Raw genomic sequence first — 23,305 nt, 5'->3', positions numbered from 1 at the left:
GGTCGCGATTTATCTTGACGTCGAGATAATTCTAGCGCCCGTCGGCGGGTTCTTCACGAGCGCGCCACGCGGTGCGCACGAGAAGCCAGGTCACCCAGAGCAGCGCCGCGTAGAGCGGCACCCCCATCACCAACTTCGTAGCAGCGAGCGCCTCGGTCGACCCCGCGAGATACAACGGCACCTGCACCGCGAGTCGCACCGCCGAAAGCGTCGCCCAGAGCACTGTCGCGACCGCAGCCACCCGCATCTTGGCGGCGTTGCGCCGCCAGTCGTCGTCGCCCAGCAACAACCCGACGATCACCCCGACGAACGGGCGACGCGCGACAAGGCTCACGATCATCACCAACAGCACCCCGCCGTTGATGAAGAACCCCGGCACGAAGTTGTCGTTCGCGTTGCCGGTCAACAGGGCAAGGGCCGCCGAGATGCCGATGCCGAGGGCGCCGGCGAGAGCAGTCGTGACGGGCTGCCGGGTGACCACCCGCACGATGATGAAGATCACGGCGAGTCCGAGTGGCGCGAGTACTGACGGCACCAGATTCTGGGTGATCGTGTAGGTCACCAAGAACCCGAGACCGGGCACGATCGACTCGATGAGGCCCCGCGCCCCGCCGATTGCGGCGAGCAGGGCGCTCGCCGTCGGGGTCTCCCCCGGCGTCACCTTGCCCAATCCCGAACGTCGGGCCGCGGCCGACATCGCCTCGCGGAGCGTCGGCGCGTCGTCATCCATCGGCTGCTGGTCGGCCATCGTCAGACCTGAGCTGCCGGACCGGTCGGGGTGGCGCCCGTCGGAGGCCCCCCGGCGACCGACCCCGGAACGTGCAGGGGGACCAGGTCGCGCGGCGGCATCGGGGTGGTGCCGCGCACGACGACGACGCTGCGGAACAACTCTTCCACCTTCGCGGCGGCTTCGGCATTGACCGCTGCTTCGCCGCTGATCACGCCGCGCAGGAACCAGCGCGGACCGTCGACGCCGACGAACCGGGCGATCCGAGTGCCCTGGCCGCCGGGTGCCGGGATCTCGGCTCGCAACTCGGGGCCGAGCGCGCCGGTGCTCGCGACGGTGCGACCGCCCTGCTTCTCGATCTGTTGAACGATCTGCTCGCGGATCTCGTTCCACAGACCGCTCGACCGTGGCGCCGCGAACGGCTGTAACTGCAGAGTCGAACCGGCGTAGTCGAGCGCGACGGCGACCACGCGCTTGTTGCTCTCCTCGACTTCGAGCCGCACGGCGAGTTCGGGGCGCGGAACCAGCTTGATGCCGCCGAGGTCGACGTAGGGCCGCACGGGGTTGACTTCGGATTCGTCGAACGGGCCGGCCGTTGCACGGTCGGCTGGGGCGGACTTGGGGTGTTCGATATCGCTCACGTCGTGGGTGCTCCTGTAGGGCTGTCTGTTGTGCCGTAGCCGGTCGATCCGAAGCCGCCTTCGCCGCGATCGCTGCCCGGGAGTCGCTCCACCTCGACGAATCGCACGCTGGGCACCGCCATGACGATGAGCTGGGCGATTCGGTCGCCGACCGCGATGGCGTACGGATCGCGGGCATCCGTATTGAGCATGGTCACGCGGATTTCGCCGCGGTAGCCGGCATCCACCGTGCCCGGCGCGTTGACGATCGTGATGCCGTGCTTCATCGCGAGTCCACTGCGCGGCACGACGAATCCGACGTACCCGTTCGGCAGGGCGATCTTCAGGCCGGTGCCGACGGTCGCGCGCTCGCCGGGGGCGAGCACCACGTCGTCGGTCGACACCAGATCGGCTCCGGCATCGCCGGGATGGGCGTAGACCGGGAGGGTGCCTGAGAACAGCACCTCGATCGACTCGGTCACCTGACGAGGCTAGCCCATGCTCGAATAGAGCCATGCGGTATCTCGAACGACCCGATTCCTTCCGTGAAAGACTCTGGCCTACCTGGTGGGTGTTCCTGTCGACGGCTCTCGTCATCCCCGCCAGCCTGCTGGTCTTCCTCCCCATCTCCCCCGCGGCCGGGGTCGTGGTCGCCATCGCGCTCTACGCGGCGATCGTCGTCGCGCTGCTCGTGACGACCCCGGTGATCGAGGTCACCGACGGGATGCTGCGAGTCGGCCGGGCACGCATCGAGCGCACCTTCGTGGGCACGGTGTCTGCTCACACCGGTGCGGATGCGGTGGCCGAGCGGGGAACGCGACTGGATGCCCGCGCGTGGCTCGCGTTGCGCGGCTGGATCTCGGGCGTCGTGCGCATCGAGATCGCCGACGACGCCGACCCGACGCCTTACTGGCTGGTGTCGACCAGACGCCCCGCGGAGCTTGCCGCAGCGTTGACGAAATAGCGTCCTACGCGGAGCACTCCGCGCAGATCGGGCCGAGCTTCGTGTCGTGATCGAACTGCGACTGGTGCTTCACCAGGAAGCAGTTCACGCACGTGAACTCGTCGGCCTGAGGCGGCAGAACCACGACATCGAGGTCGAGGTCGGAGAGGTCGGCGCCGCCGAGCTCGAAGCCGGGGTTGTCGGCGTCATCGACGTCGACGACACCCGACAGTTTGTCGGGAACGCGCTCCTGCAGGGCTTGGATCGACTCGGTGTCCTCGTCGGTCTTGCGCGGTGCGTCGTAGTCGGTTGCCATGCCCATCCATCTCGTGTCTTGCTGCCGTGGTGCTCGATTCGGCGGCGTCAGTCTGCATGATCGACACCGGAATCGCAAACCACCCCGAATCAGGGGTTCCTCGCGTGCAGGTCAACTTGCGGCGCGCCCGGGATATTCCCCGGGATTCCGGCCCCGCCGTGTCATCCTGGGCCCGAAGGAGGGCCCGATGGAAGAATTGAAAGTCATCGGCGTGGAGAGCGGTTCGCTGCTCGTCGCCTCCGAGCAGGGTAATCGCTACCGGGTGGCGATCGACGACGTGCTACAGTCGCGGCTGCGTCAGTCGTCGCCGGAACCTGGCAATGTGCGCAAAATGTCCCCGCGGGAGATCCAGGCCCACATCCGAGCCGGGATGTCGGCCGAAGACGTCGCCGCGATCACCGGCGTGGACCTGGACTACGTACAGCGCTTCGAGGGCCCTGTGCTCGCGGAACGCGAATACGTGATCGAGTCGGCGCTTGCCGTGCCGGTGCAACTCGCCAACGACACCGACCCCTTCGGAGGTGGCGTCACGTTCGGCACCGTCATCCGTCGACGTCTCGCCGACGCGCACGCGATCGGCGAACGCTGGGCCTCCTGGAAAGAGGACGGCGGCGGCTGGGTCGTGAAACTCACCTTCGTCGCCGAGACCATCGACCACGACGCCCGCTGGTCGTTCGACCCGAAGAAGTCGACGCTCGCGCCGCTCAACCAGGAAGCGATCGCGCTCTCGCAGCAGGGTGAGCAGCCGACGAACCTCGTGCCCCGCCTTCGTGCCGTCCCCCTCGACGAGCAGGCGGATGCCGCGCGCTTCGACAGCGGAGCGTTCAACCTCACCCCGACGCAGGCCGCCCCCGCAGATGAGACCGGGCCGCTACTCGAGCCCGTCCCCTACGGACGCGTCGGCGATGTCGAACACTTGCCGGTGAAGAAGAACCAGACGGCTGACCTGCTCGACGCCCTGCGCAAGCGCCGGGGCGAACGCGACCCGATGGATCTCGACCCCGACGATTCCCTCGCCTCCCACCCGTCGACCGGAACGGTGCGACTCATCGACATCCCGCTCGACAGCTCCGGCGACAACCCCATCGACTCGATGCGCACCAAGCCGACGGCCCGCGACACCGGGCCCAACGGTCGCCGTGGCAGCAAGGGGCGGGCGTCGATGCCGTCGTGGGATGAGATCGTTTTCGGGGCTCGTACTGACGACGACTTGTAACTCGGGGGTCGGGGTGAGGGGCGGCCCCTCACCCCTCTCGCTGCTCGTCGTCAGGCCGGTCACAAACGGGTTGTGAGGCTAGCTCGCGAAGGCTCCGAAGCGGAGGAGGGGGATGTGGGTTTCCTCGGGGGTGAGGGACCCGTGCTGGCCGATCATGGTGCGGCCGCGGTCGTTCTCGTCGAGGTAGTAGGCGATGCGCTTGCGAGCCGCGACGATGATGTCGCCGATGCGAGGGGTCACGTCGGGGTCGACGTCGCCGAAGAAGCCGGCGGCCACGACCTCGTCGCGGGTCGCGATCCAGGCGCGCCCCCCCTCGACGGCCCGCCAGCGCTGCAGAACCGCGGCGGCATCCGCCCCCCGTTCCAGATGCAGAGCCAGGCACCTCGGTTCCCCGGAGACGTGCCGCACACCCTCGAGAAGGTCGGCGTCGACCATGACGTGGTGCTCCCGCGGGATGTCGAGGCCGCCGTGGTCGCCCGTGACGAGCAACCCCGTCCGCGGCCCCAACGTGCCGGCAAAGGTGCCGACCGCGGCATCCACTTCTTCCAGTGCGGCGACCCACGCGTCGGAGGCGATGCCTTTCGCGTGGGCGACAACGTCCAGCTCGGGCGCGTACACGTAGCTGAGCGAACGCTCGTGGGTGCCGTGGATGCGGGCCACCTCGGCCAGCCGCGCCCCGATCGACTCCCCCGGGTGGTACACCGCGCCACGCAGGACTGCTGCTGTGAAGCCCGAATCGCGGTAGCGGCCCGGCCCGACCGCGAAGGCGGGAACGCCGTCGGCCGCGGCCTGCTCGAACAGGGTCGGCACCCGCTGCCAGCTGCCCGGGTCGAGGTCGCCACCCCAGCCGGTCAACTGGTTGATCACGCGGTCGCCGCTCGAGTCGAACCCGAGGTACCCGATGAGCCCGTGCACACCGGGCAGTACACCGGTCGTCAGGGAGGCGAGAGCCGAAGCGGTGGTCGAGGGAAACACCGTCTGGATGACGTCGGCCCGCGGCGCGGCGAGCAACCGCCTGGCGTAGCCGCGGTGAGCCTCGAGGGCGACCGAGCCGAGCCCGTCGACGAGCAGCACGACCGCGTGCTGCACCGGCGGAAGGCTCAGATTTCCCCGCTCACCGAGCACCGACGAGAGGCAATTCGACAGCACGTCGGTGAGGCTGAACCGGTGAGTTTTCGCCGCCGGTAACATGGCCCCGATCTTATGACTCCCCCACCTCCTCCCCCCGCCGCAGACGATCCTGCGACCCTCGATGGCACCATCCTCGATGTCGATGTCGCGACCGAGATGGAAGGCTCGTTCCTCGAGTATGCCTACTCGGTCATCTACTCGCGCGCCCTGCCCGACGCCCGCGACGGACTCAAGCCCGTGCAGCGCCGCATCCTGTTCCAGATGTCGGAGATGGGCCTGCGCCCCGACCGCGGCCACGTGAAGAGCTCGCGCGTCGTCGGCGACGTGATGGGCCGGCTGCACCCGCACGGTGACACGGCGATCTACGACGCCCTGGTGCGGCTCGCCCAGGACTTCACGATGCGCGTGCCGCTCGTCGACGGGCACGGCAACTTCGGCTCGCTCGACGACGGTCCCGCCGCCGCCCGCTACACCGAAGCCCGGCTGCGTACCGCCGCGGTGGCGATGTGCGAGGGGCTCGACGAAGACGTCGTCGACTTCGTGCCGAATTACGACAACCAGCTCACCCAGCCCGAGGTGCTGCCCGCGGCCTACCCGAACCTGCTCGTCAACGGCGCGGCCGGCATCGCGGTCGGCATGGCCACCAACATGGCGCCGCACAACCTCATCGAGGTCGCCGCGGCGGCAAAGCACCTGCTCGAGAACCCCGAAGCGACCCTCGACGACCTGATGGCGTACGTGCCCGGCCCCGACCTGCCGACCGGGGGCACGATCGTCGGCCTCGACGGCATCCGCGACGCCTACGCCACCGGGCGCGGCACGTTCAAGACCCGCGCCAAGGTCACCGTCGAACAGGTCGGCCCGCGCAAGACCGCCCTCGTGGTCACCGAACTGCCGTACCTCGTCGGGCCCGAGAAGGTCATCGAGAAGATCAAAGACGGGGTGCAGGCCAAGAAGATCACCGGCATCTCGGATGTCACCGATCTCACCGACCGCAAGAACGGCATGCGGCTGGTGATCGGCATCAAGACCGGGTTCTCGCCGGAGGGCGTGCTCGAGCAGCTCTACCGGCTCACGCCGCTGGAAGACGGCTTCGGCATCAACAACGTCTGCCTCGTCGGCGGGCGACCGCAGACGCTCGGGCTGCGCGACCTGCTGCAGGTCTACCTCGACCACCGCATCTCGGTGGTCACCCGTCGCTCCCAGTACCGGCTGACCCGCCGCCAGGAGCGCCTGCACCTCGTGCTCGGCCTGCTCATCGCGATCCTCGACATCGACGAGGTCATCCAGGTGGTGCGTTCGTCTGATGACGCCGCCGCCGCGCGCACCCGGCTGATCGAGGTCTTCGAACTGTCGGTGCTGCAGGCCGACTACATCCTCGAGTTGCAGCTGCGCCGTCTCACGAAATTCTCGCGCATCGAACTCGAGCGCGAGCGCGACAAGCTGCAGGAAGAGATCGCCGAACTCGAAGCGCTGCTCGGCGACCCGGCGCGGGTGCGCACCCAGGTGGGCGTCGAGCTGGATGACGTGGCCGAGCGATTCGGCACCCCGCGTCGCACGCTGCTCACCGAGGCGAAGGCATCCATCGCGTCAACTCCCGCGCAACGTCGCGCCGCCGCGGCCGGCGGGCCGGCGTTGGAGATCGCCGACGGCCCCACCCTCGTCGTGCTGTCGACCACCGGACGCACGGTGCGAGTCGAGGGCGGCGAAGCTCTCCTTCCCGAGACGCGGGCTCGCAGTGGTCGCCGGGGTCGGCACGACGCCATCCTCTCGACCGTCGTCTCGACGGTGCGCGGCGAGCTCGGCGCGATCACCTCACGCGGCCGCCTCGTGCGCTTCTCCCCTGTCGACCTGCCGTCGGTGCCCGCCAACTCGGCGCAACTCGCGGCCGGAGCCCGCATCGCCGACTACCTCGGACTCGCCGACAAGAAGGAGCGCGTGCTCGGCCTGGTGTCGCTGACCTCCGACGAGCCGATCGCGCTCGGCACGGCGTCCGGGGTCGTGAAGCGGGTCGCGACGGGCGCGTGGCCCTCGAAGCCCGACTTCGAGGTGATCGCGCTGAAGCCCGGCGACGAGGTCGTCGGTGTCGCGCAGGGTGGCGACGCCGACGAGCTGGTGTTCGTCACCACCGACGCCCAACTGCTGCACTTCGCTGCGTCGGCCGTGCGGCCCCAGGGCACCGCTGCCGGCGGTATGGCGGGCATCAACCTGTCGGCGGGCGCGAAGGTGCTCTTCTTCGGTGCCGTCGACCCCGCCGCGGATGTCGTGGTCGCAACGATCTCGACGCCGACTGAAACCCTCGCCGGCGCCGACCCGGGGCGGGCGAAGGTCTCGGCCTTCAGCGAGTTCCCGGGCAAGGGCCGTGCCACGGGCGGCGTGCGCGCCCACACCTTCCTCAAGGGCGAGAACGCGCTCGCTCTGGCCTGGGCCGGCCCAGCACCCGCCCTCGCGGTCGGCCCCGACGGGTCGCTCCGCACCCTGCCCGACGTCGGTGCGAAGCGCGACGCCTCGGGAACACCGATGGATGCCGTGGTCGGCTCGATCGGTCGCGCGCTCTAGAAGAGCAGCGATTGAATGAGGGCCAGCCCCGCAAGGGTGAGAGGCCAGAAGGTGACGAGGGCGGCGACAACGCCCCAGAACCCGAGGCCCACAACCGTGCAAATGACGATGAGCGTCGTCAGCGCCGCGAATCCGCCCGCGACGGGTCGGCCTGTCCGGACTTCGACGGCGTTGACCGAGTCAAGGATGGGCAACTGGTCCTGAGCGGGCACACGCCCAGTATCCCGCAGGTCTCACCGCACCAACATGATGGTGACGTCGATGGGGGCCCTCGATAGGCGGCCGTCGCTCGTGATCAGCGGGCAACCCAACACTCGGGCAAGGACGACGTAGAACGTGTCGCTGGTTCGGACCGCATCCCGGAGCCTCCAGGCTTTGGGTACCAGAGTCGAGGTGGCCACCCGCTCTACGGGAACATTGGTCCAGTCCGCGATCACGGAGTCGGCCTCATCACGGCGCAACTCAGACGCTCGCTCAAGCCGTGCAATTGCCGACATCACCTCGGAATCGACGAGATCCGGCGCCCAGGGCTCCACTTCGACGAGTGCGCGACGCGCGGCCGCCCCCTTCGAATCGTGAAGAAAGGCATCGACGAACACACTGGCGTCGACGACCGCCCTCACCGTGCCGGAAACCGTTCGTCGGGGTCGTACTCATCACGCGCAGCGTCGAGGGCGGCGAGGGTATCGATCCGGCGATCTGGGTCGCCGACCTTGCGGATGCCCGTGAGCCAGTCCGCCATGGAAGGACGCGACAGCTCCTTGTGGAGAGTACGGGTGACGAACTCGGACATCGTGACACCCTCGGACTTCGCCCGGGCCGCCAGTGCAGCATGCAGCTCTTCCGGGAGGTTCTTCACTTGCAGGGTGCTCATGGCATGACGTTAGCATGCCATGAGCATGACGACCAGCGACGGGTTACCCAACGTGCGCTCTCTTCCGGCGGTCGCGAAGTCGGCCTCAGAGTGCCGAACGTCGGGTCGCGCTCCCATGCAGCGCGCGCGGCAGCCGCAGCATCCTGAGTCACTCCTCGAACTTGGGGCGTGAACAACCGCGAGATCGAGTCCTCCCCAACGGAGCTCGCGGGAGTGCTGTCCACATGACACGGCGACGTCGAGCTCCCGGAGTCGGATCGCGGGAGGTTGGACCCGTGCCCCGCCTCCTCGTTCGCACCGGCCTGATCGCCGGTGTTGTCCTGCTGCTCGTCTCGTGCGCTCCACCGCCGCAGATACAGCGGGCTCTGTCCGAGTCCACACCGCCGCTCTACAAGCGGCTCCTGACCGCATCCGAGCTCCCCGAGGGGTGGTTGCTCGCCCAGTCTTCTCCGGACCACCCGCTGGCCGCGGGTACCGAGCCGACGCAGGCCCCGTGCGACCGGAACTACGCCGAAGAACTCGACTCAGGTCGGGATCGCACGATCGCGTCACGGGTCTTCGTCAACGGCGGGAGCCTTTTCCAGCAGAGCATTGTCAGCAGCGTTGACGGCGCCCAGTTCCACAACCTCGCGAATGCCATTGAGGCGTGCGCCGGAATCGTCGGCGCGACGCAGATCCAGGGAATCCCCGCGGAGATCCTCACAACGCCGCTCGACTTCGGGCTTCCGCGCGACGTCGTCGCGGTGACGGTCCTCGTCGTGACCGAGTACGAGGCCTTCTTGAGCGTATGGGTGTATGCGAGAGCACCCGGCGATACCCTCCTCACCATCAGCGTCAGTCACAGAAGCATGTCGACGCCCGAACTCACCGCAGTGCTCGAGCGCGCCGTCAGGAAAGCTCGCGGCGGTCGCGAGTGATCAGCGCTCCACACCCACCGCGACCATCACCGCGAGGATCGCCCACCACAGCCCGAGCCCGACGATCAACCCGACGGCAATCTGCCGGGTGAACTTCCAGCCGAGCCAAGTTGCAACGGCGGCGATCACGGCGGGAACGGTGTCGACGAGCGAGATCTCGCCGCGCGGCGCCAATATCCCCGGGATCGCGATCGCCCCGAGCACCGCAGGGCCGACGAGCGGCAGGTAGCGCTCGACGCGCTTCGGCGGCCGCAGCTTTCGGCTCACCAGGAAGATGGCGCGCGTCGCGAAGGTGACGATGCCGCCGAGCACGATGGCGAGAAGCTCAAGCATCGACGGCCTCCGTTGTGTCGCGATCCGCGAGGTTGAGCACGACGACCCCGGCGACGACGCCTGCCACGGCCCCGACCATCAGGCCGACGCCCAATGGCAGCGTGTTCGCGACGAGCGCGACGATACCGGCGATAGCGAATGCGACCAGCCCCGCCCTGTTCTTGATGAGCGGCAGCGTGAGCAGCAGGAAGGTGAGCGGGATCGCCAGTTCGAACGGCACCCAGTCGGGGATGAAACCACCCGCGACGATGCCGACCGCGAGCAACGCCGTCCATCCCACCAGGCAGGTCAGACCCGCCCCGAAGTAGAAGGCGCGCTTCTCGCGCATGCCGCCCCCGGCATCCGCGCTGTCGTACCGGGCCGCGGCCAGCGCATAGACCGGGTCGGCGAGCAGGAACGCCGCACCGAGGCGCTGTGGGGTCGTCCAGTCGGCGAGGTGCGGAGCGAGCGCCGCGCTGTAGAGAAGGTGCCGCGCGTTGATCACGGCCACCGTGAGCACGACGATGCCAAGCGCCGCTCCGACGTGCAGCAGTTGCACGGCCGCGATCTGGGCGGCCCCCGCGAAGATGATCGGCGACGTGAGAATCGACAGCCACGGTTCGACACTGGTCGCCCCCATCGCGGCACCCGCGGCGACCCCGAAGGGGATGTAACTCGCCACGATGACGGCCGCAGCTCGAATGCCGGCGCGACGTGCGGCTCGCACACGGTCGCCCTCGGTGAGCAGGAGGTCGGCGGCGGTCATCTCTTCACCCTCTCACCGACGACCGACGAAGGGCCACGTCCGATCCGGAACCGGTGGCCTACTCGTCAGCGCCGACGGTGAGCGGTTCGTCGTAGATCCAGAGTCGCTGGCCCTCGCTGCAGGCGACGACCCGGTCGGGCCGACCAAATCGGGCGCGCAGAGCGTCGCCATCGAGAGCCCGTTCGTCACCCGACTCGTTGACGTAGAAGAACGTGCCCGACTCCAGGGCGTACGCGCGGTTGGTGAGCCAGAGGTTCGGTGCGAGGTCGGCCGTGACAGGAATCAGCCGGATGCCGGTCGCCGACGGCAGGCCGATCCGGCGAGCATCGGAGAAGGTAGCGAAGCCCACCTGGCCGGGCACCACTTCATCAAGACAGCGCGTCTCGGCGCTACGGTAGCCGACGTAGCCACCCGCACTCGCCAGGTTCGTGACCCCGCCGGTCGCCACGCCGAGCACCAGCAACGCCGCGGCACCGCCTACGACGACCGGCTCGACCGCCCGCACCGGTACGGCGAGCAACACGAGAACGAACGGAAGCACCAGCACGGGCCAGAAGTAGTACTGGTGGGTGATCAGCGCGATGACGGTCGCGGCGAGCCCGCCCAACGGCACGAGACCGAAGTAGAGCGTCGCGAAGCTGCGACCGCCGGCGTCGGTCGTGCGACCCGCCAGCCGCACCCACGCGATGACGGCGGCCCCGAGGCATCCGACCGCGAGGAGCGCCCCGAGGGGAAGCAGCACCCGGGCCGCGGGGTCGATCATCTGAAACGACCAGTAGGGCCACAGGCCGTCGTTTCGCGACCGGAAGCGTTCGAGGTCGACGTAGGTGAGCAGTCCCGTGCCCTGCAGCGGGCCGAGCGCGAGCCGCCCGACCACCGCGATAGCACCCACCGCGGCGACGAGCAGCGCGGGTAGGGCGAGGGATCGTCGACCCGACCGCACCAGCACCGCGATAGCGACGGCGAGAGCGCCGGGCACCGCGAACAACACGGTCAACGGATTCGACGCGACGGTGAGCCCGATCGCCAGCACGAGCGCGACCCTCACCGCGAGAGTGCGCACCAAGAACAGCAAGGGAGCGGCGAGCAACGCCAGATACATTCCGACGTAGTAGGTGGGGGCCAGGTGGAACGAGAACACCCAGGTGGTGCCGACCAGCGGCAACAGCAGAAGAGGCAGGATGCCGGCACCGGCCCGCAAGGTCACGGCGCGCGGGCTCGCCTCCGGCCACAGGTGCCGGGCAAGAGCCGCCAGCAGCAGGAAGAGCACCACCTGGTTCAGCATCGCGACGACGACGTAGTAGACGTAGAGGCTTCCGCCTGCCGCGAAGAAGGCGGCCCCGCTCAGCAGCAGCTCGGGAAACACGAACACCTGGGGCGAGAAACTCCAGTCGAGCGCGCGCCCGGCGGCGACGTCCTGCCAGAACTGAAAGAGCGTGCCGTTGTCGCTGGAGCGCAACTCCCAGGTGATCGGCCAGGTCGCCGCATCCCCCGGATCTCCGCCCGCCCGCATCAGGAAGACGAGCAGTGTCAGCGCCCCCACGACGAGCGTGGAAACCGCGACTGCGAGAGCGAGCCGCCCGCGCGACCCGTAGAACGCGCTCGGGTCAGACGTCGATCCGGTCACGGTCGAGACCCTGGCCGGCGATGATGAAGTCTTTGCGCGGGGCGACGTCGTTGCCCATGAGCAGTTCGAAGACGCGCGTGGCGTTGTCGGCATCGCCGACGGTCACCTTGCGCAAGGTGCGATGCCGTCGACTCATGGTCGTCTCAGCGAGCTGGTCGGCATCCATCTCGCCCAGTCCCTTGTAGCGCTGGATCGGGTCCTGGTACTTCTTGCCGCCCTTCTCGAGGGTCTTCAGCACGGCGTTGAGCTCGGCCTCGGAATAGGTGTAGATCGTCTCGTTGGGCTTCGACCCGGGGTTCAGCACGATCACCCGGTGCAGCGGCGGCACCGCCGAGTACACCCGACCCGCGTCGATCATCGGGCGCATGTAACGGAAGAACAGCGTGAGCAGCAGCGTGCGGATGTGCGCGCCGTCGACATCGGCGTCGGCCATGATGATGACCTTGCCGTAGCGGGCCTGCTCGAGATCGAACGAGCGGCCCGAGCCGGCGCCGATGACCTGGATGATCGAGGCGCATTCGGCGTTGCCGAGCATGTCGGCCACGGACGCCTTCTGCACGTTGAGGATCTTGCCGCGGATGGGCAGCAACGCCTGGAACTCGCTGTCGCGCCCGAGCTTCGCCGTGCCGAGCGCGGAGTCACCCTCGACGATGAACAGCTCGGTGCCGAGTACGTCGTTCGACCGGCAGTCGACGAGTTTCGCCGGCAGCGACGACGACTCGAGGGCGTTCTTGCGGCGCTGCGTCTCTTTGTGCGCCCGAGCCGAGATGCGGCTCTTCATCTCGGCGACGATCTTGTCGAGCACGAGCGCCGACTGGGCCTTGTCGTCGCGCTTGTTGCTCGCGAACTTCTCGGCCAGCGCCTTCGCCACGACGTTCGAGACGATGGTGCGCACCGCCGGGGTGCCGAGAATCTCCTTGGTCTGCCCCTCGAACTGCGGCTCGGGCAGGCGAACCGTGAGCACGGCGGTGAGACCGGCGAGGATGTCTTCCTTCTCGAGTTTCTCGCTCGCGCCCACCTTGAGCCGCCGCGCGTTCTTCTCGATCTCCGACCGCAGGAACTTCATCAGCCCTTGCTCGAATCCCGACTGGTGGGTGCCGCCCTTCGGGGTGGCGATGATGTTGACGTAGGAACGGAACACGGTGTCGTACCCGGTACCCCAGCGCAGCGCGATGTCGACCTCGGCCTCGCGCGCGACCTCGGTCGGTACCATGTGGCCGTTCTCTTGCAGCACGGGCACCGTCTCGGTGAAGGTGCCCGTGCCTTGGATGCGCCACGTGTCAGTGAGCGGAGTGTCGGGAGCGAGGTAGCCGACGTACTCCGCGATGCCGCCGTCGAATCGGAACGTCTCACGTTGGGTCTCTTCGCCACGCTCGTCGACGACTTCGAGGGTGAGGCCCGGCACGAGGAACGCCGTCTGCCGGGCACGGGCGGAGAGTTCATCCAGTTGGAACTCGGCGCCCTTCGTGAAGATCTGCCGGTCGGCCCAGTAGCGGATGCGAGTGCCGGTGACGCCCTTCGCGACCTTGCCGATCTTGCGCAGCTCGCTGCCCGAGATGAACGGCGTGAACGGCGCGTCGGGGCTCGGTTCGCCAGCATCCTCGAAGATCCCCGGTTCGCCGCGGTGAAACGACATCGCCCACGTGGCCCCGTCGCGATCGACCTCGACGTCAAGCCGTTCCGACAGGGCGTTGACGACCGACGCTCCGACGCCGTGGAGACCGCCGGATGCGGCATACGATCCCCCGCCGAACTTGCCGCCGGCATGAAGCTTCGTGAACACGACCTCGACACCCGAGAGCCCTGTCTTGGGTTCGATGTCGACCGGGATGCCGCGGGCCGTGTCGCGCACCTCGATGCTCGCGTCGGGATGCAAGGTGACGTCGATCCGTGAGCCGTAGCCGCCGAGCGCTTCGTCGACCGCGTTGTCGATGATCTCCCAGACGCAGTGCATGAGGCCCCGCGAGTCGGTCGACCCGATGTACATCCCAGGGCGCTTGCGCACCGCCTCGAGACCTTCGAGCACCGACAGATGACGGGCGGAATAGTCGTCGCTCGCCACGGGTTCTGCTCCTGTCGAGACATTCTGGAAGTTGGCCGTCGATCAGACTAACCCCGGGCGACGACCCTGCCCGGTATCCCACCCCGCACGACGCCCGGTTGCCGCGGTTCCGAGCTATTCCCGGGTGCGCCGAGAGCGAAATGCAACGCTCATGACACATGTCTGACACAGCTGCGTGCTTGTATGGAGTCACGGAACACCGATCTCAACCCGAGGAGGAGCACATGTCGCACATCGCATCCGACAGTTCGGTCGATGAGCTCGAACTCGGAACGCCCCTGCTCAGCGCCCTCGACCGTTGCGACTACTGCGGGGCGCAGGCTTACGTGAAGGCCACCCTCGCGAGCGGCGAGCTGCTCTTCTGCGCTCACCACGCCACCGAGTTCAAAGAGAAGCTGCAGCCCGTCGCGCTGGAATGGCACGACGAGTCGAGCCGACTACTTCAGCCGGTCTCCGACTGATCGACTTCGCACGAAGGCCCCGGTTCGCCGGGGCCTTCGTCGTTTCTGGTGCTTGGATGGGCGGGTGTCTGGAATCCGCCGTCGAGCGCTGATCGACCTCGACGCGTTCGCAGCGAACAGGCCAGGCGATGTGCTCGATGCACGCGCCGATGCATTCGGCCATGGACTGGCTCTCATTGCCCCCGCGGCGCTCGATGCGGGCGTGGCAGAGATCGTCGTCAGCAACGAACAGGATGCCGCGGTCGCCGTCGCTGCCGGGTTCCGTCGCGAGGCCGTGCGGTTCGATCACGAGCCTCCATTGTCAGCCTCGCGGGCCTATGGCTTCGATGACGATGAACACGGGCGGGCCGTCATGTCGGTCGTCGGCGAAGTCGTCGCCGTGAAAAAGGTGCCTGCCGATTCCGGAGTGTCTTACGGCTACACGTACCGCACCGCTCAGCCGACCCAGCTGGCTCTCGTCGCGCTCGGGTACGCCGACGGTGTGCCGCGGCTGGCATCCAATCGCGCCCGCGTTCTCGTCGGTGACACGACGTTCCCGCTCGTCGGGCGCATCGCGATGGACCAGTTCGTGCTCGACGTCGGCGACGCCGAGGTCGATCTCGGTATGGATGCCGTGCTATTCGGCGATCCCGCGCGCGGGGAGCCGTCGGCGATCGACTGGGCTTACTGGACCGAGCGCGAGCAGCGAACGCTCACCGCCGGGATCGCGTCGCGTGTCGTACGGAGCGTTCGATGAGCGCCCGCATCGAGATCGACCTCGACGCGTTCCGCCACAACGTTCGCACCCTCGCCGCCCTGGCCGCACCGGCGCGCACGATGCTCGCAGTCAAGGCCGACGGCTACGGCCACGGGATGCTGCCGATCGCCCGCGCGTCCCTGGAGTCCGGTGCCGACTCTCTCGCCGTCCTCGACGTCCCCGCCGCATTGGCGATCCGCGCCGCCGGAATCGACGCGCAAGTCTTCGCATGGCTGCATGGGAAAGAGACCGACTTTCGCGCGGGGATCGAGGCGGGTGTCGACCTCGGAGTGTCGTCGCTCACCGAACTGCGGCGGATCGCCGATGCCGGCGTGGCATCCGTGCACCTGAAGATCGACACCGGCCTGCACCGCAATGGCGCGAGCCCGGAAGATTGGCCGGAGCTCGTGCGGGCGACCCTCGACCTTCAGGAAGCCGGTCGAGTGCGCCTCGCCGGACTGTGGTCACACCTCGCCGACGCCTCCCCCGACGACGATGCCGCAGCCCTGGCCGAATTCCGGGCCGCGATCGCCGTGGCCGCCGGTATCGGAGTGCCGATGGCCGGCCCCGACCGCCCGTTGCTGCACCTCGCGGCGTCTTCGGCCGGCATCCGAATGCCTGCAGCACGCTTCGATCTCGTGCGATTCGGCATCGCCGCCTACGGAGTCTCGCCGTTCGACGACGTCGATGCGCGGGGTCTGGGCATGCGCGCCCCCATGACGGTCACGGCGGAGATCGTTCGACTGCACGGCGACTACGCGGTGCTCGGAATCGGCTCGGCCGACGGCCTTCCTCCGACCGCGACTCCGGATGCGCCGAGCGGGCAAGGCGCCGAGGTGCTGCTGGGCGACCGCCGGGCCGGTGTGTTCGTCATCCACGTCGATGAGACGTTCGTGGGGGCGACCCGCCACGATCAGGTGGGCGATGTCGCCGTGATCTACGGCCCCGGGGACCACGGCGAGCCGACCGCTGAGGACTGGGCGCGGTGGGCGGCCACGATCGGCGACGAGATCCTCGCTCGCGCGTCCACCCGCATTCCCCGGGTCTACCTCAACGAGTAGGCCGCGGGGCTGGTCTCGATACGCCCGCTTCGCGGGCTACTCGACCACCGAGGGGGCGCGGCGGATGATGCCGAGCGGGGTCGACTCGTGGCCCTGGCCGATGGGGTTGTCCTTCAAGATGCGCGCCACCAACAGCTCGGTCGCGCGATCGGTGGTCGAGCCGAGCACGTTGCCGCCGATGTCGTTGATGTCGACGAGGAAGACGTCGACGCGCTTGCCCCACCCGGCCACGGCATCCCGAACGCCTTCGCTGGTCTGCTTCGGCTTCGCGGCGGTGAGCACGACCATCTCGTCGTAGGGCGGGATCGTCGGGTAGCCGGGGCCGTCGATGCCGCGCGCCTTCGTGCCGGCGATCCGGTAGAAGTCGCCGGTGCGACCGAACCGCTTGGTGATCACCGAGACGGCGGCGGCGAACAGGATGCGCGGGGTGCCGACCTCGCGGATCGCCCACTCCATCGTCTCGGGGATGCCGAGGCCGATGCCCCACGGCGTACGAACCACACGCTTCGAGAGCCAGACGGCCAGCGGCCGGGCTTTCGTCTCGGCGACCGGATAGGCGCGGCCCTGGGAGCCGGCGACCATCTTCTCGGTCATGAACAGCCAGTCGCCGTCCTGAAGGTGGTCGAGCGCGTACTTCTCGATCACCGGGTGCAACGGCTCGCCCGGCAGCACCACATGGGTCTTGATCGGGATGCGCTCATACCGAACGCCGTCGACCTCGACCTCGCGGGGCCGCACGCGGTTCTCGTCGTAGGGAACGTCCACGTGGGCTTACTCGAGGTAGTCGCGCAGCGACTGCGAGCGGCTCGGGTGGCGAAGCTTCGCCATCGTCTTCGACTCGATCTGGCGGATGCGCTCGCGCGTCACGCCGAAGGTGTCGCCGATCTGGTCGAGCGTCTTCGGCATGCCGTCGCCGAGGCCGAAGCGCATGCGGATGACGCCCGCCTCGCGCTCGGAAAGCGAATCGAGCAGGCTCTCGAGCTGCTTCTGCAGCATCGTGAAGCCCACGGCATCCGCCGGCACGACCGCCTCGGTGTCTTCGATCAGGTCGCCGAACTCGCTGTCGCCGTCTTCGCCGAGCGGGGTGTGCAGCGAGATCGGCTCGCGGCCGTACTTCTGCACCTCGATGACCTTCTCGGGGGTCATGTCGAGTTCGCGCGACAGCTCTTCCGGCGTGGGCTCGCGGCCGAGATCCTGAAGCATCTGACGTTGCACGCGGGCGAGCTTGTTGATGACCTCGACCATGTGCACCGGGATGCGGATGGTGCGGGCCTGGTCGGCCATCGCACGGGTGATGGCCTGGCGGATCCACCACGTGGCGTAGGTCGAGAACTTGAAGCCCTTGGTGTAGTCGAATTTCTCGACCGCACGGATGAGGCCGAGATTGCCCTCCTGAATGAGGTCGAGGAACTGCATGCCGCGACCGGTGTAGCGCTTCGCGAGCGAGACGACGAGGCGGAGGTTCGCACCGAGCAGGTGGCTCTTCGCGCGCTGGCCGTCGCGGGCCACCCAGGTGAGTTCGCGGCCCAGCTGGCTGCGCTTCTCGCTGTCGGCCATATGCGAGAGCTTCTCTTCGGCGAACAGGCCCGCCTCGATGCGCATCGCGAGTTCGACCTCTTCGGCGGCGTTCAGCAACGCCACCTTGCCGATCTGCTTGAGGTAGTCCTTGACCGGGTCGGCCGTCGCGCCGGTGATCGCTGCCGAATAGACGGGAACTTCGTCTTCGTCGTCGGTCATCGACAGGCGCAGGGCACCCGTCGGGAGCACCTCGATCGGCTTGTCGTCGTCTTCGTCGTCGTCACCGTCGGTGGCGTCTTCGTCGACGCTCGGACCGGCAGCGGGCTTCTCGACTTCGACTTCGTCGTCAACGACGACGACCTCGTCGTCGACCTCGACTTCTTCGACCTCGGTCGGGTCGATCTCGACATCGTCGATGTCGTCGATGGTTTCGACCTCGCCGGCGGGCGCCGCCTTGGCGCGCGACGCCTTGGCCGGAGCCTTAGCGGCGGCCTGGGAAGCGCCCGATTTCGCAGGGGTCTTCACCGCAGGAGCCTTCGCGGCAGCAGGCTTCGTAACAGCGGCCTTCGCGGCCGGTGCCTTCGCGGCCGGTGCCTTCGCGGCCGGTGCCTTCGCGGGCGCCTGATCCGCGGCCGGCTTGGCGGCGGTCTTCGCAGGAGCGCGCTTGGTGGCGGTGGCGACGGCAGTGTCGTCCTTTGCCGGGGACTTCTTCTCAGTGCTCTTCGAATCAGTGCTCTTCGAATCAGTGCTCTTCGAATCAGTGGTCTTCGAGGTGGATCGGGCGGCCATCCGGGTTCCCTTCCGCGGCCCGAATGGGCCGGCATTTCCGGGCATTACTAAGACCCTTGTCAAGTCCCCCGCGTTTCCAACGGAAACCTCGAGGACCCGACCGGGTCTTGAACGATCATTCTCTCACACTCCGCAGCGACCGGCTTGCACCCGGCTCGTCACGGCCGCCGGGATCAGAGGTCGTCGCGGCGGTTCGCCAGAAACTTCTCAAGCTCTGCGGCGATCGTGTCGGCCGACGGCAACTCGCCACTGGAGTCCATCAGCGGCGAAGGAAGTGGGTTCTCTTCCATGTAGCTGTCGTGCCGCTCTTCAAGGGCGCCCACAAGCCGCTCCAACTCCTGGTTGCCGTGCACCTGATCGTCGACCTTGGCGAGGAACTCCCGGTTGTCTTCGCGCAGTCTGTCGGTGGGGAAGATCAGCCCGGTTGCGGCGCTGATGCTCTCGAGCGCCGTGACGGCCGCCTGCGGGAACTCGGTGTCAGACAGGTAGTGCGGGATGAGCAGCACGAACCCGGCGGTCGGATGCCCGAGCTGTTGCAGCCGGTACTCGAGCAGGTGCAGCGCGTTCGACGGAACCTGCGTGCGCGGCTTCCAGATCGAGAGGGAGTCGATCAGGTCGAGCCGGTTGCCGCTCACCGTGACCCCGATCGGTCGAGTGTGCGGGGTGGGCATCGCGATCGCGTTGACCCACGTCGTGTCTTTCACCCCGTACTTCTCGACGAGTTGCACGATCGCCGCGGTGAACCGCTCCCATTGGAAGTCGGGTTCGAACCCGGTGAGGAAGAGGAACGGTTGCCCGAGCTCGTCTTTGGCGAGATACAGCGACAGCTTCGCCGGCTTGTATTCGCTCAGGTGGTCTTGATCGAAGAACATGATCGGGCGACGGGCCCGGTAGTCGAGCAGCGCGTCGGTGTCGAAAGCGACGACCTCGTTCATCTCGAGATTGTCGAGAAGGTACTGGCTCACCTGGCTGACCGCGCCGCCCGCGTCGGTGAATCCGGTCAGCCCCGCGACGAGGTGCAGGTCACGCGGAACCTGGCCGGCCTCGACCGACAGGTCGTACAAGCCGCCGGGATCTCGCATGCCCCGATTCTATTTCGGGGCCTGCGGCCACCGCAGGAGAACAGCGTCGCGGCGGTGAAGCCGTAAGCGAACACGCGGTTAGCATGGCCCGATGGCCGTACCGGTGCTCTCGATCTCATCCGCCGAACCCGTCAGCACCGCAGCGGAGGTGCTCGTGCTCGGGGTGCGCAAGACCGCCGACGGCCCGCGACTCGCCGTCGGCGACGGCGCCTTCCCCTCGGTTTCATCCGCGCTCGCCGGCATCGCCGCGACGGGCGGCGTCGACGAACTTCGTCGCCTGCCCCCGCTCGACGGCAGCACGGCATCCATCGCTCTCATCGGGCTGGGTTCCGGAACGCTCACGACCGACTCGCTGCGGTACGCGGCCGGATCCGCCGCCCGCCAGCTCACCGGAATCGACTCGCTGGCCCTGGCCCTCCCGGTCACCGACGGCGCCGAGGCCCTGGCCGTTCTCGAGGGCGCCGGCATCGGCGCATACGCCTACACGGGCTACCGGGTGTCGACGATCGGCACCACCAAGACGCCGGCCGACGACATCGTCGTGCACGTCCCTGCCGCCATCGCCGACGACGCGGCGGGCGTCGTCGCGCGAGCGTCGACCGTCGCCGCCGCCATCCACACGGTGCGCGATCTCGTGAACACTCCCCCGTCGGACCTCTATCCCGAGACGCTCGCCGCCGCCGCGGTCGACGTCGCGCAGGGTCTGCCCCTCGATGTCGAGGTGCTCGACGAAGCGGCGCTCGAGGCCGGCGGATTCGGCGGCATCCTGGCGGTCGGCCGCGGGTCGGTACGTCCCCCGAGGCTCGTCGTCGTGCGCTACTCCCCCGCGGGCGCGACCCGCCACCTCGCCCTCGTCGGCAAGGGCATCACGTTCGACTCGGGTGGCCTGTCGCTGAAGCCGCCGGCAGGGATGGTCGGCATGAAGTACGACATGACCGGTGCCGTCACCGCCCTCGCCGTCGTCGTCGCCGCCGCGCAGCTCGCTCTTCCCGTGCGGTTGACCGCGTGGCTGTGCATCGCCGAGAACATGCCGTCGGGCGCCGCGACACGCCCCAACGACGTGCTACGGATGCGGGGTGGCACGACCGTCGAGGTGCTCAACACCGACGCCGAGGGTCGTCTGGTGCTGGCCGACGGCATCGTCGCTGCGAGCGAAGAAAATCCGGATGCCATCGTCGACGTCGCCACGCTCACCGGCGCAGCGCGGGTGGCGATGGGCGAGCGCTTCACCCCGGTGATGGGCGATGACGAGATCGTGAAGAAGCTGGTAGCCGCCGGGGCTGCGGTCGGCGAGGTGTTGTGGCACATGCCGATGCCGCCCGAGCTGCGGTCGCTGCTCGACAGCGACGTCGCCGACATCGCCAACGCGAAGCCGGGCAACACCAGTGGCGGCATGCTGATCGCCGCGCACTTCCTGAAGACCTTCGTCGGCAGCACCGGCGACGGTGACGCCAAGCGCAGCATTCCGTGGGCTCATCTCGACATCGCGGGCGTCGCGAACAATCCGGGCTCCCCCCACGGCGGCATCGCAAAGGGCCCGACGGGTACCACGGTGCGCACCCTGCTGCGCTTCGCTGAAGACTTTTCCACGCCGTAGTAGGGTCTATATGGCAAGGAACACCTTGCCCTTCTGGGCCACACGCCACCCTCTGTCCTGGCCCGCAATCGCACGCAAATAGGGAGTCGCCGGGTGTCCGAGCAGAACTTCGACCTTGTCGTTCTGGGTGCAGGAAGCGGTGGCTACGCCGCCGCACTGCGCGCCAGCCAGCTGGGCCTCACGGTCGGGCTCATCGAGAAGGGGAAGGTCGGCGGCACGTGTCTGCACGTCGGCTGCATCCCCACGAAGGCGCTGCTGCATGCGGCCGAGGTGGCGGATGTCACCCGCGAGTCCGCCAAGTACGGCGTCACCGCGACGTACGGCGGCATCGACATCGCCGCGGTGACCGGCTACCGCGAAGAGGTCGTCGCCAGCAAGTGGAAGGGCCTGCAGGGCCTCATCAAGTCGCGCGGCATCACCACGATTGAGGGCGAAGGCCGTCTCACCTCGCCCACGACCGTCCAGGTCGGCGACGTGACCGTCACCGGTAAGAACATCGTGCTGGCCACCGGCTCCTACTCGCGCTCGCTGCCCGGTCTTGAGATCGGCGGGCGGGTCATCACCTCGGAGCAGGCCCTGGCTCTCGACTTCGTGCCCAAGAAGGTCGCCGTGCTTGGGGGCGGCGTCATCGGCGTCGAGTTCTCGAGCGTCTGGCGCTCGTTCGGCGCCGAGGTGACGATCATCGAGGCGCTCCCGAACCTGGTGCCCAACGAAGACATCGCGATCTCAAAGGCGTTCGAGCGGGCATTCCGCAAGCGTGGCATCGATTTCAAGACCGGGGTTCGTTTCTCGGGAGTCACCCAAAACGACTCGGGCGTCGTCGTCTCGCTCGAAGACGGCTCCACCGTCGAAGCCGAGCTGTTGCTCGTCGCCGTCGGCCGGGGGCCCTCGACCGCGAACCTCGGATTCGAGGAGGTCGGCGTGAACATGGACCGCGGATTCGTGCTCACCGACGAACGTCTGCGCACCAACATCCCCGGCGTCTGGGCCGTCGGTGACATCGTTCCCGGCCTCCAGCTCGCACACCGCGGGTTCCAGCACGGCATCTTCGTCGCCGAAGAGATCGCGGGCTTGAACCCGATCGTCGTCGACGACGTCAATGTGCCGAAGGTCACCTACTCCGACCCCGAGGTGGCGTCGATCGGGCTCACCGAGGCGAAGGCCGTCGAGAAGTTCGGTGCGGATGCCATCGCCACGTACGACTACAACCTCGCCGGCAACGGCAAGAGCCACATCATCGGCACCTCCGGCAATGTCAAGGTGGTGCGGCAGAAGGACGGCCCGGTGCTCGGCGTGCATATGATCGGCGCGCGCGTCGGCGAGCTGATCGGCGAAGCGCAACTCGCGGTCAACTGGGAGGCGTACCCGGAAGACATCGCGCCGTACATCCACGCGCACCCGACGCAGAACGAAGCCCTCGGCGAGGCGTTCCTCGCCATCGCGGGCAAGCCGCTGCACGGCATCTGACCCACGCGAATCACGCGTAGCTAAGCTATCCACACAGGCTTCGAAGGAGCACCCGCTGATGAGCGAATCCGTCACCCTCCCGGCTCTTGGAGAGAGCGTCACGGAAGGCACCGTGACCCGCTGGCTCAAGAAGGTCGGCGACCGGGTGGAGGTCGACGAGCCGCTGCTCGAGGTCTCGACCGACAAGGTCGACACCGAGATCCCGTCGCCCGTCGCCGGCGTGATCGAGCAGATCCTCGTGCAAGAAGACGAGACCGTCGAGGTCGGCGCCGTTCTGGTGACCATCGGTGACGGCTCGGGTTCCGCGGCTCCTGCCGACGCCCCGGCTGCCGCAGCACCCGCTGCAGAAGCTGCACCGGCACCCGCCGCTGAAGCCGCTCCGGCGCCCGAGGCCGCCCCCGCTGCTGAAGCGGCACCTGCCCCCGCTCAGGAGGCTGCACCCGCACCTGCGCCTGCTCCTGAGGCTGCACCTGCCCCGGAGCCGGCACCCGCACCGGAGCCCGCTCCCGCGCCCGCCCCGGAGC

25 protein-coding genes are annotated in these 23,305 nt (G+C 68.2%); 10 read left to right on the top strand and 15 right to left on the bottom strand.

What is annotated here, in order from left to right:
* Window positions 1-31: 31 nt before the first annotated feature.
* From WBL06_RS08240 to dut, 3 genes are read right to left on the bottom strand one after another with little or no spacing between them, the layout of a single operon-like run.
* On the bottom strand, window positions 32-748 hold the full coding sequence (locus WBL06_RS08240) for a DUF3159 domain-containing protein (protein ID WP_424455512.1): 717 nt from the start codon (window positions 746-748) through the stop codon (window positions 32-34).
* A 2-nt stretch (window positions 749-750) separates the two neighbouring features.
* Window positions 751-1,368 carry a DUF3710 domain-containing protein gene (locus tag WBL06_RS08235; RefSeq protein ID WP_424455511.1) on the bottom strand — a complete coding sequence of 206 codons (618 nt, stop codon included), beginning with the start codon at window positions 1,366-1,368 and terminating at the stop codon, window positions 751-753.
* Window positions 1,365-1,829 (bottom strand): dUTP diphosphatase, encoded by a 465-nt coding sequence (gene dut, locus WBL06_RS08230; RefSeq protein ID WP_424455510.1) that lies wholly within the window; start codon window positions 1,827-1,829, stop codon window positions 1,365-1,367. Before dut ends, WBL06_RS08235 begins: the two co-directional genes overlap by 4 nt.
* A gap of 32 nt (window positions 1,830-1,861) precedes the next feature.
* On the opposite strand from dut, the gene WBL06_RS08225 reads away from it, so the two are divergent.
* Window positions 1,862-2,311, top strand: a complete 450-nt coding sequence (locus tag WBL06_RS08225; protein ID WP_424455509.1) for a DUF3093 domain-containing protein — start codon at window positions 1,862-1,864, stop codon at window positions 2,309-2,311.
* 4 nt (window positions 2,312-2,315) lie between these two features.
* Here the strand turns inward: WBL06_RS08225 and WBL06_RS08220 are convergent, their stop codons facing one another.
* On the bottom strand, window positions 2,316-2,606 hold the full coding sequence (locus tag WBL06_RS08220; protein WP_424455508.1) for a DUF4193 domain-containing protein: 291 nt from the start codon (window positions 2,604-2,606) through the stop codon (window positions 2,316-2,318).
* Between the two features lie 187 nt (window positions 2,607-2,793).
* Here WBL06_RS08220 and sepH point away from each other — a divergent pair, with 187 nt between their 5' ends.
* Entirely contained in the window at window positions 2,794-3,822 is a 1,029-nt protein-coding gene (gene sepH, locus WBL06_RS08215) for a septation protein SepH (RefSeq protein ID WP_424455507.1), read from the top strand.
* Between the two features lie 78 nt (window positions 3,823-3,900).
* Here the strand turns inward: sepH and WBL06_RS08210 are convergent, their stop codons facing one another.
* Window positions 3,901-5,013: an alkaline phosphatase family protein gene (locus WBL06_RS08210; protein ID WP_424455506.1), complete on the bottom strand. Its 1,113-nt coding sequence runs from the start codon at window positions 5,011-5,013 to the stop codon at window positions 3,901-3,903.
* A 12-nt stretch (window positions 5,014-5,025) separates the two neighbouring features.
* Here WBL06_RS08210 and WBL06_RS08205 point away from each other — a divergent pair, with 12 nt between their 5' ends.
* Window positions 5,026-7,512 (top strand): DNA gyrase/topoisomerase IV subunit A, encoded by a 2,487-nt coding sequence (locus tag WBL06_RS08205; protein WP_424455505.1) that lies wholly within the window; start codon window positions 5,026-5,028, stop codon window positions 7,510-7,512.
* On the opposite strand, the gene WBL06_RS08200 is transcribed toward WBL06_RS08205, so the two are convergent.
* From WBL06_RS08200 to WBL06_RS08190, 3 genes are read right to left on the bottom strand one after another with little or no spacing between them, the layout of a single operon-like run.
* The gene (locus WBL06_RS08200) at window positions 7,509-7,724 is read right to left on the bottom strand and encodes a hypothetical protein (RefSeq protein ID WP_424455504.1); all 216 of its coding nucleotides are present in this window, start codon (window positions 7,722-7,724) and stop codon (window positions 7,509-7,511) included. The genes WBL06_RS08205 and WBL06_RS08200 overlap by 4 nt on opposite strands.
* Window positions 7,725-7,745: 21 nt before the next feature.
* Window positions 7,746-8,135, bottom strand: a complete 390-nt coding sequence (locus WBL06_RS08195) for a type II toxin-antitoxin system VapC family toxin (RefSeq protein WP_424455503.1) — start codon at window positions 8,133-8,135, stop codon at window positions 7,746-7,748.
* Window positions 8,132-8,386 carry a FitA-like ribbon-helix-helix domain-containing protein gene (locus tag WBL06_RS08190; protein ID WP_424455502.1) on the bottom strand — a complete coding sequence of 85 codons (255 nt, stop codon included), beginning with the start codon at window positions 8,384-8,386 and terminating at the stop codon, window positions 8,132-8,134. The genes WBL06_RS08195 and WBL06_RS08190 overlap by 4 nt, the downstream gene beginning before the upstream one ends.
* 275 nt (window positions 8,387-8,661) lie before the next feature.
* Between WBL06_RS08190 and WBL06_RS08185 the strand changes: the two genes are divergently transcribed.
* Window positions 8,662-9,303, top strand: a complete 642-nt coding sequence (locus WBL06_RS08185; protein ID WP_424455501.1) for a hypothetical protein — start codon at window positions 8,662-8,664, stop codon at window positions 9,301-9,303.
* Here WBL06_RS08185 and WBL06_RS08180 read toward each other — a convergent pair whose 3' ends face one another.
* Genes WBL06_RS08180 through WBL06_RS08165 form a run of 4 tightly spaced genes read right to left on the bottom strand, consistent with a single transcriptional unit; the run spans window position 9,304 to window position 14,070 of the window.
* The gene (locus WBL06_RS08180; protein ID WP_424455500.1) at window positions 9,304-9,636 is read right to left on the bottom strand and encodes an AzlD domain-containing protein; all 333 of its coding nucleotides are present in this window, start codon (window positions 9,634-9,636) and stop codon (window positions 9,304-9,306) included. It abuts the gene before it with no gap.
* Window positions 9,629-10,381: an AzlC family ABC transporter permease gene (locus WBL06_RS08175; protein WP_424455499.1), complete on the bottom strand. Its 753-nt coding sequence runs from the start codon at window positions 10,379-10,381 to the stop codon at window positions 9,629-9,631. Before WBL06_RS08175 ends, WBL06_RS08180 begins: the two co-directional genes overlap by 8 nt.
* 58 nt (window positions 10,382-10,439) lie before the next feature.
* Entirely contained in the window at window positions 10,440-12,008 is a 1,569-nt protein-coding gene (locus WBL06_RS08170) for a hypothetical protein (RefSeq protein WP_424455498.1), read from the bottom strand.
* Window positions 11,989-14,070: a DNA gyrase/topoisomerase IV subunit B gene (locus WBL06_RS08165; protein WP_424455497.1), complete on the bottom strand. Its 2,082-nt coding sequence runs from the start codon at window positions 14,068-14,070 to the stop codon at window positions 11,989-11,991. Before WBL06_RS08165 ends, WBL06_RS08170 begins: the two co-directional genes overlap by 20 nt.
* Window positions 14,071-14,294: 224 nt before the next feature.
* Here WBL06_RS08165 and WBL06_RS08160 point away from each other — a divergent pair, with 224 nt between their 5' ends.
* From WBL06_RS08160 to WBL06_RS08150, 3 genes are all read left to right on the top strand, one after another.
* Entirely contained in the window at window positions 14,295-14,531 is a 237-nt protein-coding gene (locus WBL06_RS08160; protein WP_424455496.1) for a DUF7455 domain-containing protein, read from the top strand.
* A 64-nt stretch (window positions 14,532-14,595) separates the two neighbouring features.
* Window positions 14,596-15,267, top strand: a complete 672-nt coding sequence (locus WBL06_RS08155; RefSeq protein WP_424455495.1) for an alanine racemase C-terminal domain-containing protein — start codon at window positions 14,596-14,598, stop codon at window positions 15,265-15,267.
* Window positions 15,264-16,328, top strand: coding sequence for an alanine racemase (locus WBL06_RS08150; protein WP_424455494.1), 1,065 nt, complete (start codon window positions 15,264-15,266; stop codon window positions 16,326-16,328). The genes WBL06_RS08155 and WBL06_RS08150 overlap by 4 nt, the downstream gene beginning before the upstream one ends.
* 36 nt (window positions 16,329-16,364) lie before the next feature.
* Here WBL06_RS08150 and WBL06_RS08145 read toward each other — a convergent pair whose 3' ends face one another.
* The 3 genes from WBL06_RS08145 to WBL06_RS08135 all read right to left on the bottom strand — a co-directional run bounded on the left by WBL06_RS08145 (window position 16,365) and on the right by WBL06_RS08135 (window position 19,717).
* Window positions 16,365-17,093, bottom strand: coding sequence for a coenzyme F420-0:L-glutamate ligase (locus WBL06_RS08145; RefSeq protein WP_424455493.1), 729 nt, complete (start codon window positions 17,091-17,093; stop codon window positions 16,365-16,367).
* Between the two features lie 6 nt (window positions 17,094-17,099).
* Window positions 17,100-18,635: an RNA polymerase sigma factor gene (locus tag WBL06_RS08140; protein ID WP_424455492.1), complete on the bottom strand. Its 1,536-nt coding sequence runs from the start codon at window positions 18,633-18,635 to the stop codon at window positions 17,100-17,102.
* Window positions 18,636-18,808: 173 nt separating this feature from the next.
* Window positions 18,809-19,717 carry a proteasome assembly chaperone family protein gene (locus WBL06_RS08135; RefSeq protein ID WP_424455491.1) on the bottom strand — a complete coding sequence of 303 codons (909 nt, stop codon included), beginning with the start codon at window positions 19,715-19,717 and terminating at the stop codon, window positions 18,809-18,811.
* A gap of 91 nt (window positions 19,718-19,808) precedes the next feature.
* Here WBL06_RS08135 and WBL06_RS08130 point away from each other — a divergent pair, with 91 nt between their 5' ends.
* The 3 genes from WBL06_RS08130 to WBL06_RS08120 all read left to right on the top strand — a co-directional run.
* Window positions 19,809-21,314, top strand: a complete 1,506-nt coding sequence (locus WBL06_RS08130) for a leucyl aminopeptidase (protein WP_424455490.1) — start codon at window positions 19,809-19,811, stop codon at window positions 21,312-21,314.
* Window positions 21,315-21,407: 93 nt separating this feature from the next.
* Window positions 21,408-22,781 carry a dihydrolipoyl dehydrogenase gene (gene lpdA / locus WBL06_RS08125; RefSeq protein ID WP_424455489.1) on the top strand — a complete coding sequence of 458 codons (1,374 nt, stop codon included), beginning with the start codon at window positions 21,408-21,410 and terminating at the stop codon, window positions 22,779-22,781.
* 58 nt (window positions 22,782-22,839) lie between these two features.
* Window positions 22,840-23,305: biotin/lipoyl-containing protein (locus WBL06_RS08120; RefSeq protein ID WP_424455488.1), on the top strand; the 466-nt coding region annotated here is incomplete at its 3' end.

Origin of the sequence: Pseudolysinimonas sp., assembly GCF_049651805.1 — a bacterium.
Lineage (GTDB): Bacteria > Actinomycetota > Actinomycetes > Actinomycetales > Microbacteriaceae > Pseudolysinimonas_A.
This window is presented reverse-complemented; position numbering and strand designations above follow the sequence as displayed.

Bases quoted from the DNA above. Each gene is read 5' to 3' on its own strand.
- WBL06_RS08240 (WP_424455512.1), bottom strand. From the start codon at position 748: ATGGCCGACCAGCAGCCGATGGATGACGACGCGCCGACGCTCCGCGAG.
- WBL06_RS08225 (WP_424455509.1), top strand. From the start codon at position 1,862: ATGCGGTATCTCGAACGACCCGATTCCTTCCGTGAAAGACTCTGGCCT.
- WBL06_RS08220 (WP_424455508.1), bottom strand. From the start codon at position 2,606: ATGGCAACCGACTACGACGCACCGCGCAAGACCGACGAGGACACCGAG.
- sepH (WP_424455507.1), top strand. From the start codon at position 2,794: ATGGAAGAATTGAAAGTCATCGGCGTGGAGAGCGGTTCGCTGCTCGTC.
- WBL06_RS08210 (WP_424455506.1), bottom strand. From the start codon at position 5,013: ATGTTACCGGCGGCGAAAACTCACCGGTTCAGCCTCACCGACGTGCTG.
- WBL06_RS08205 (WP_424455505.1), top strand. From the start codon at position 5,026: ATGACTCCCCCACCTCCTCCCCCCGCCGCAGACGATCCTGCGACCCTC.
- WBL06_RS08190 (WP_424455502.1), bottom strand. From the start codon at position 8,386: ATGAGCACCCTGCAAGTGAAGAACCTCCCGGAAGAGCTGCATGCTGCA.
- WBL06_RS08180 (WP_424455500.1), bottom strand. From the start codon at position 9,636: ATGCTTGAGCTTCTCGCCATCGTGCTCGGCGGCATCGTCACCTTCGCG.
- WBL06_RS08175 (WP_424455499.1), bottom strand. From the start codon at position 10,381: ATGACCGCCGCCGACCTCCTGCTCACCGAGGGCGACCGTGTGCGAGCC.
- WBL06_RS08160 (WP_424455496.1), top strand. From the start codon at position 14,295: ATGTCGCACATCGCATCCGACAGTTCGGTCGATGAGCTCGAACTCGGA.
- WBL06_RS08150 (WP_424455494.1), top strand. From the start codon at position 15,264: ATGAGCGCCCGCATCGAGATCGACCTCGACGCGTTCCGCCACAACGTT.
- WBL06_RS08140 (WP_424455492.1), bottom strand. From the start codon at position 18,635: ATGGCCGCCCGATCCACCTCGAAGACCACTGATTCGAAGAGCACTGAT.
- WBL06_RS08135 (WP_424455491.1), bottom strand. From the start codon at position 19,717: ATGCGAGATCCCGGCGGCTTGTACGACCTGTCGGTCGAGGCCGGCCAG.
- WBL06_RS08130 (WP_424455490.1), top strand. From the start codon at position 19,809: ATGGCCGTACCGGTGCTCTCGATCTCATCCGCCGAACCCGTCAGCACC.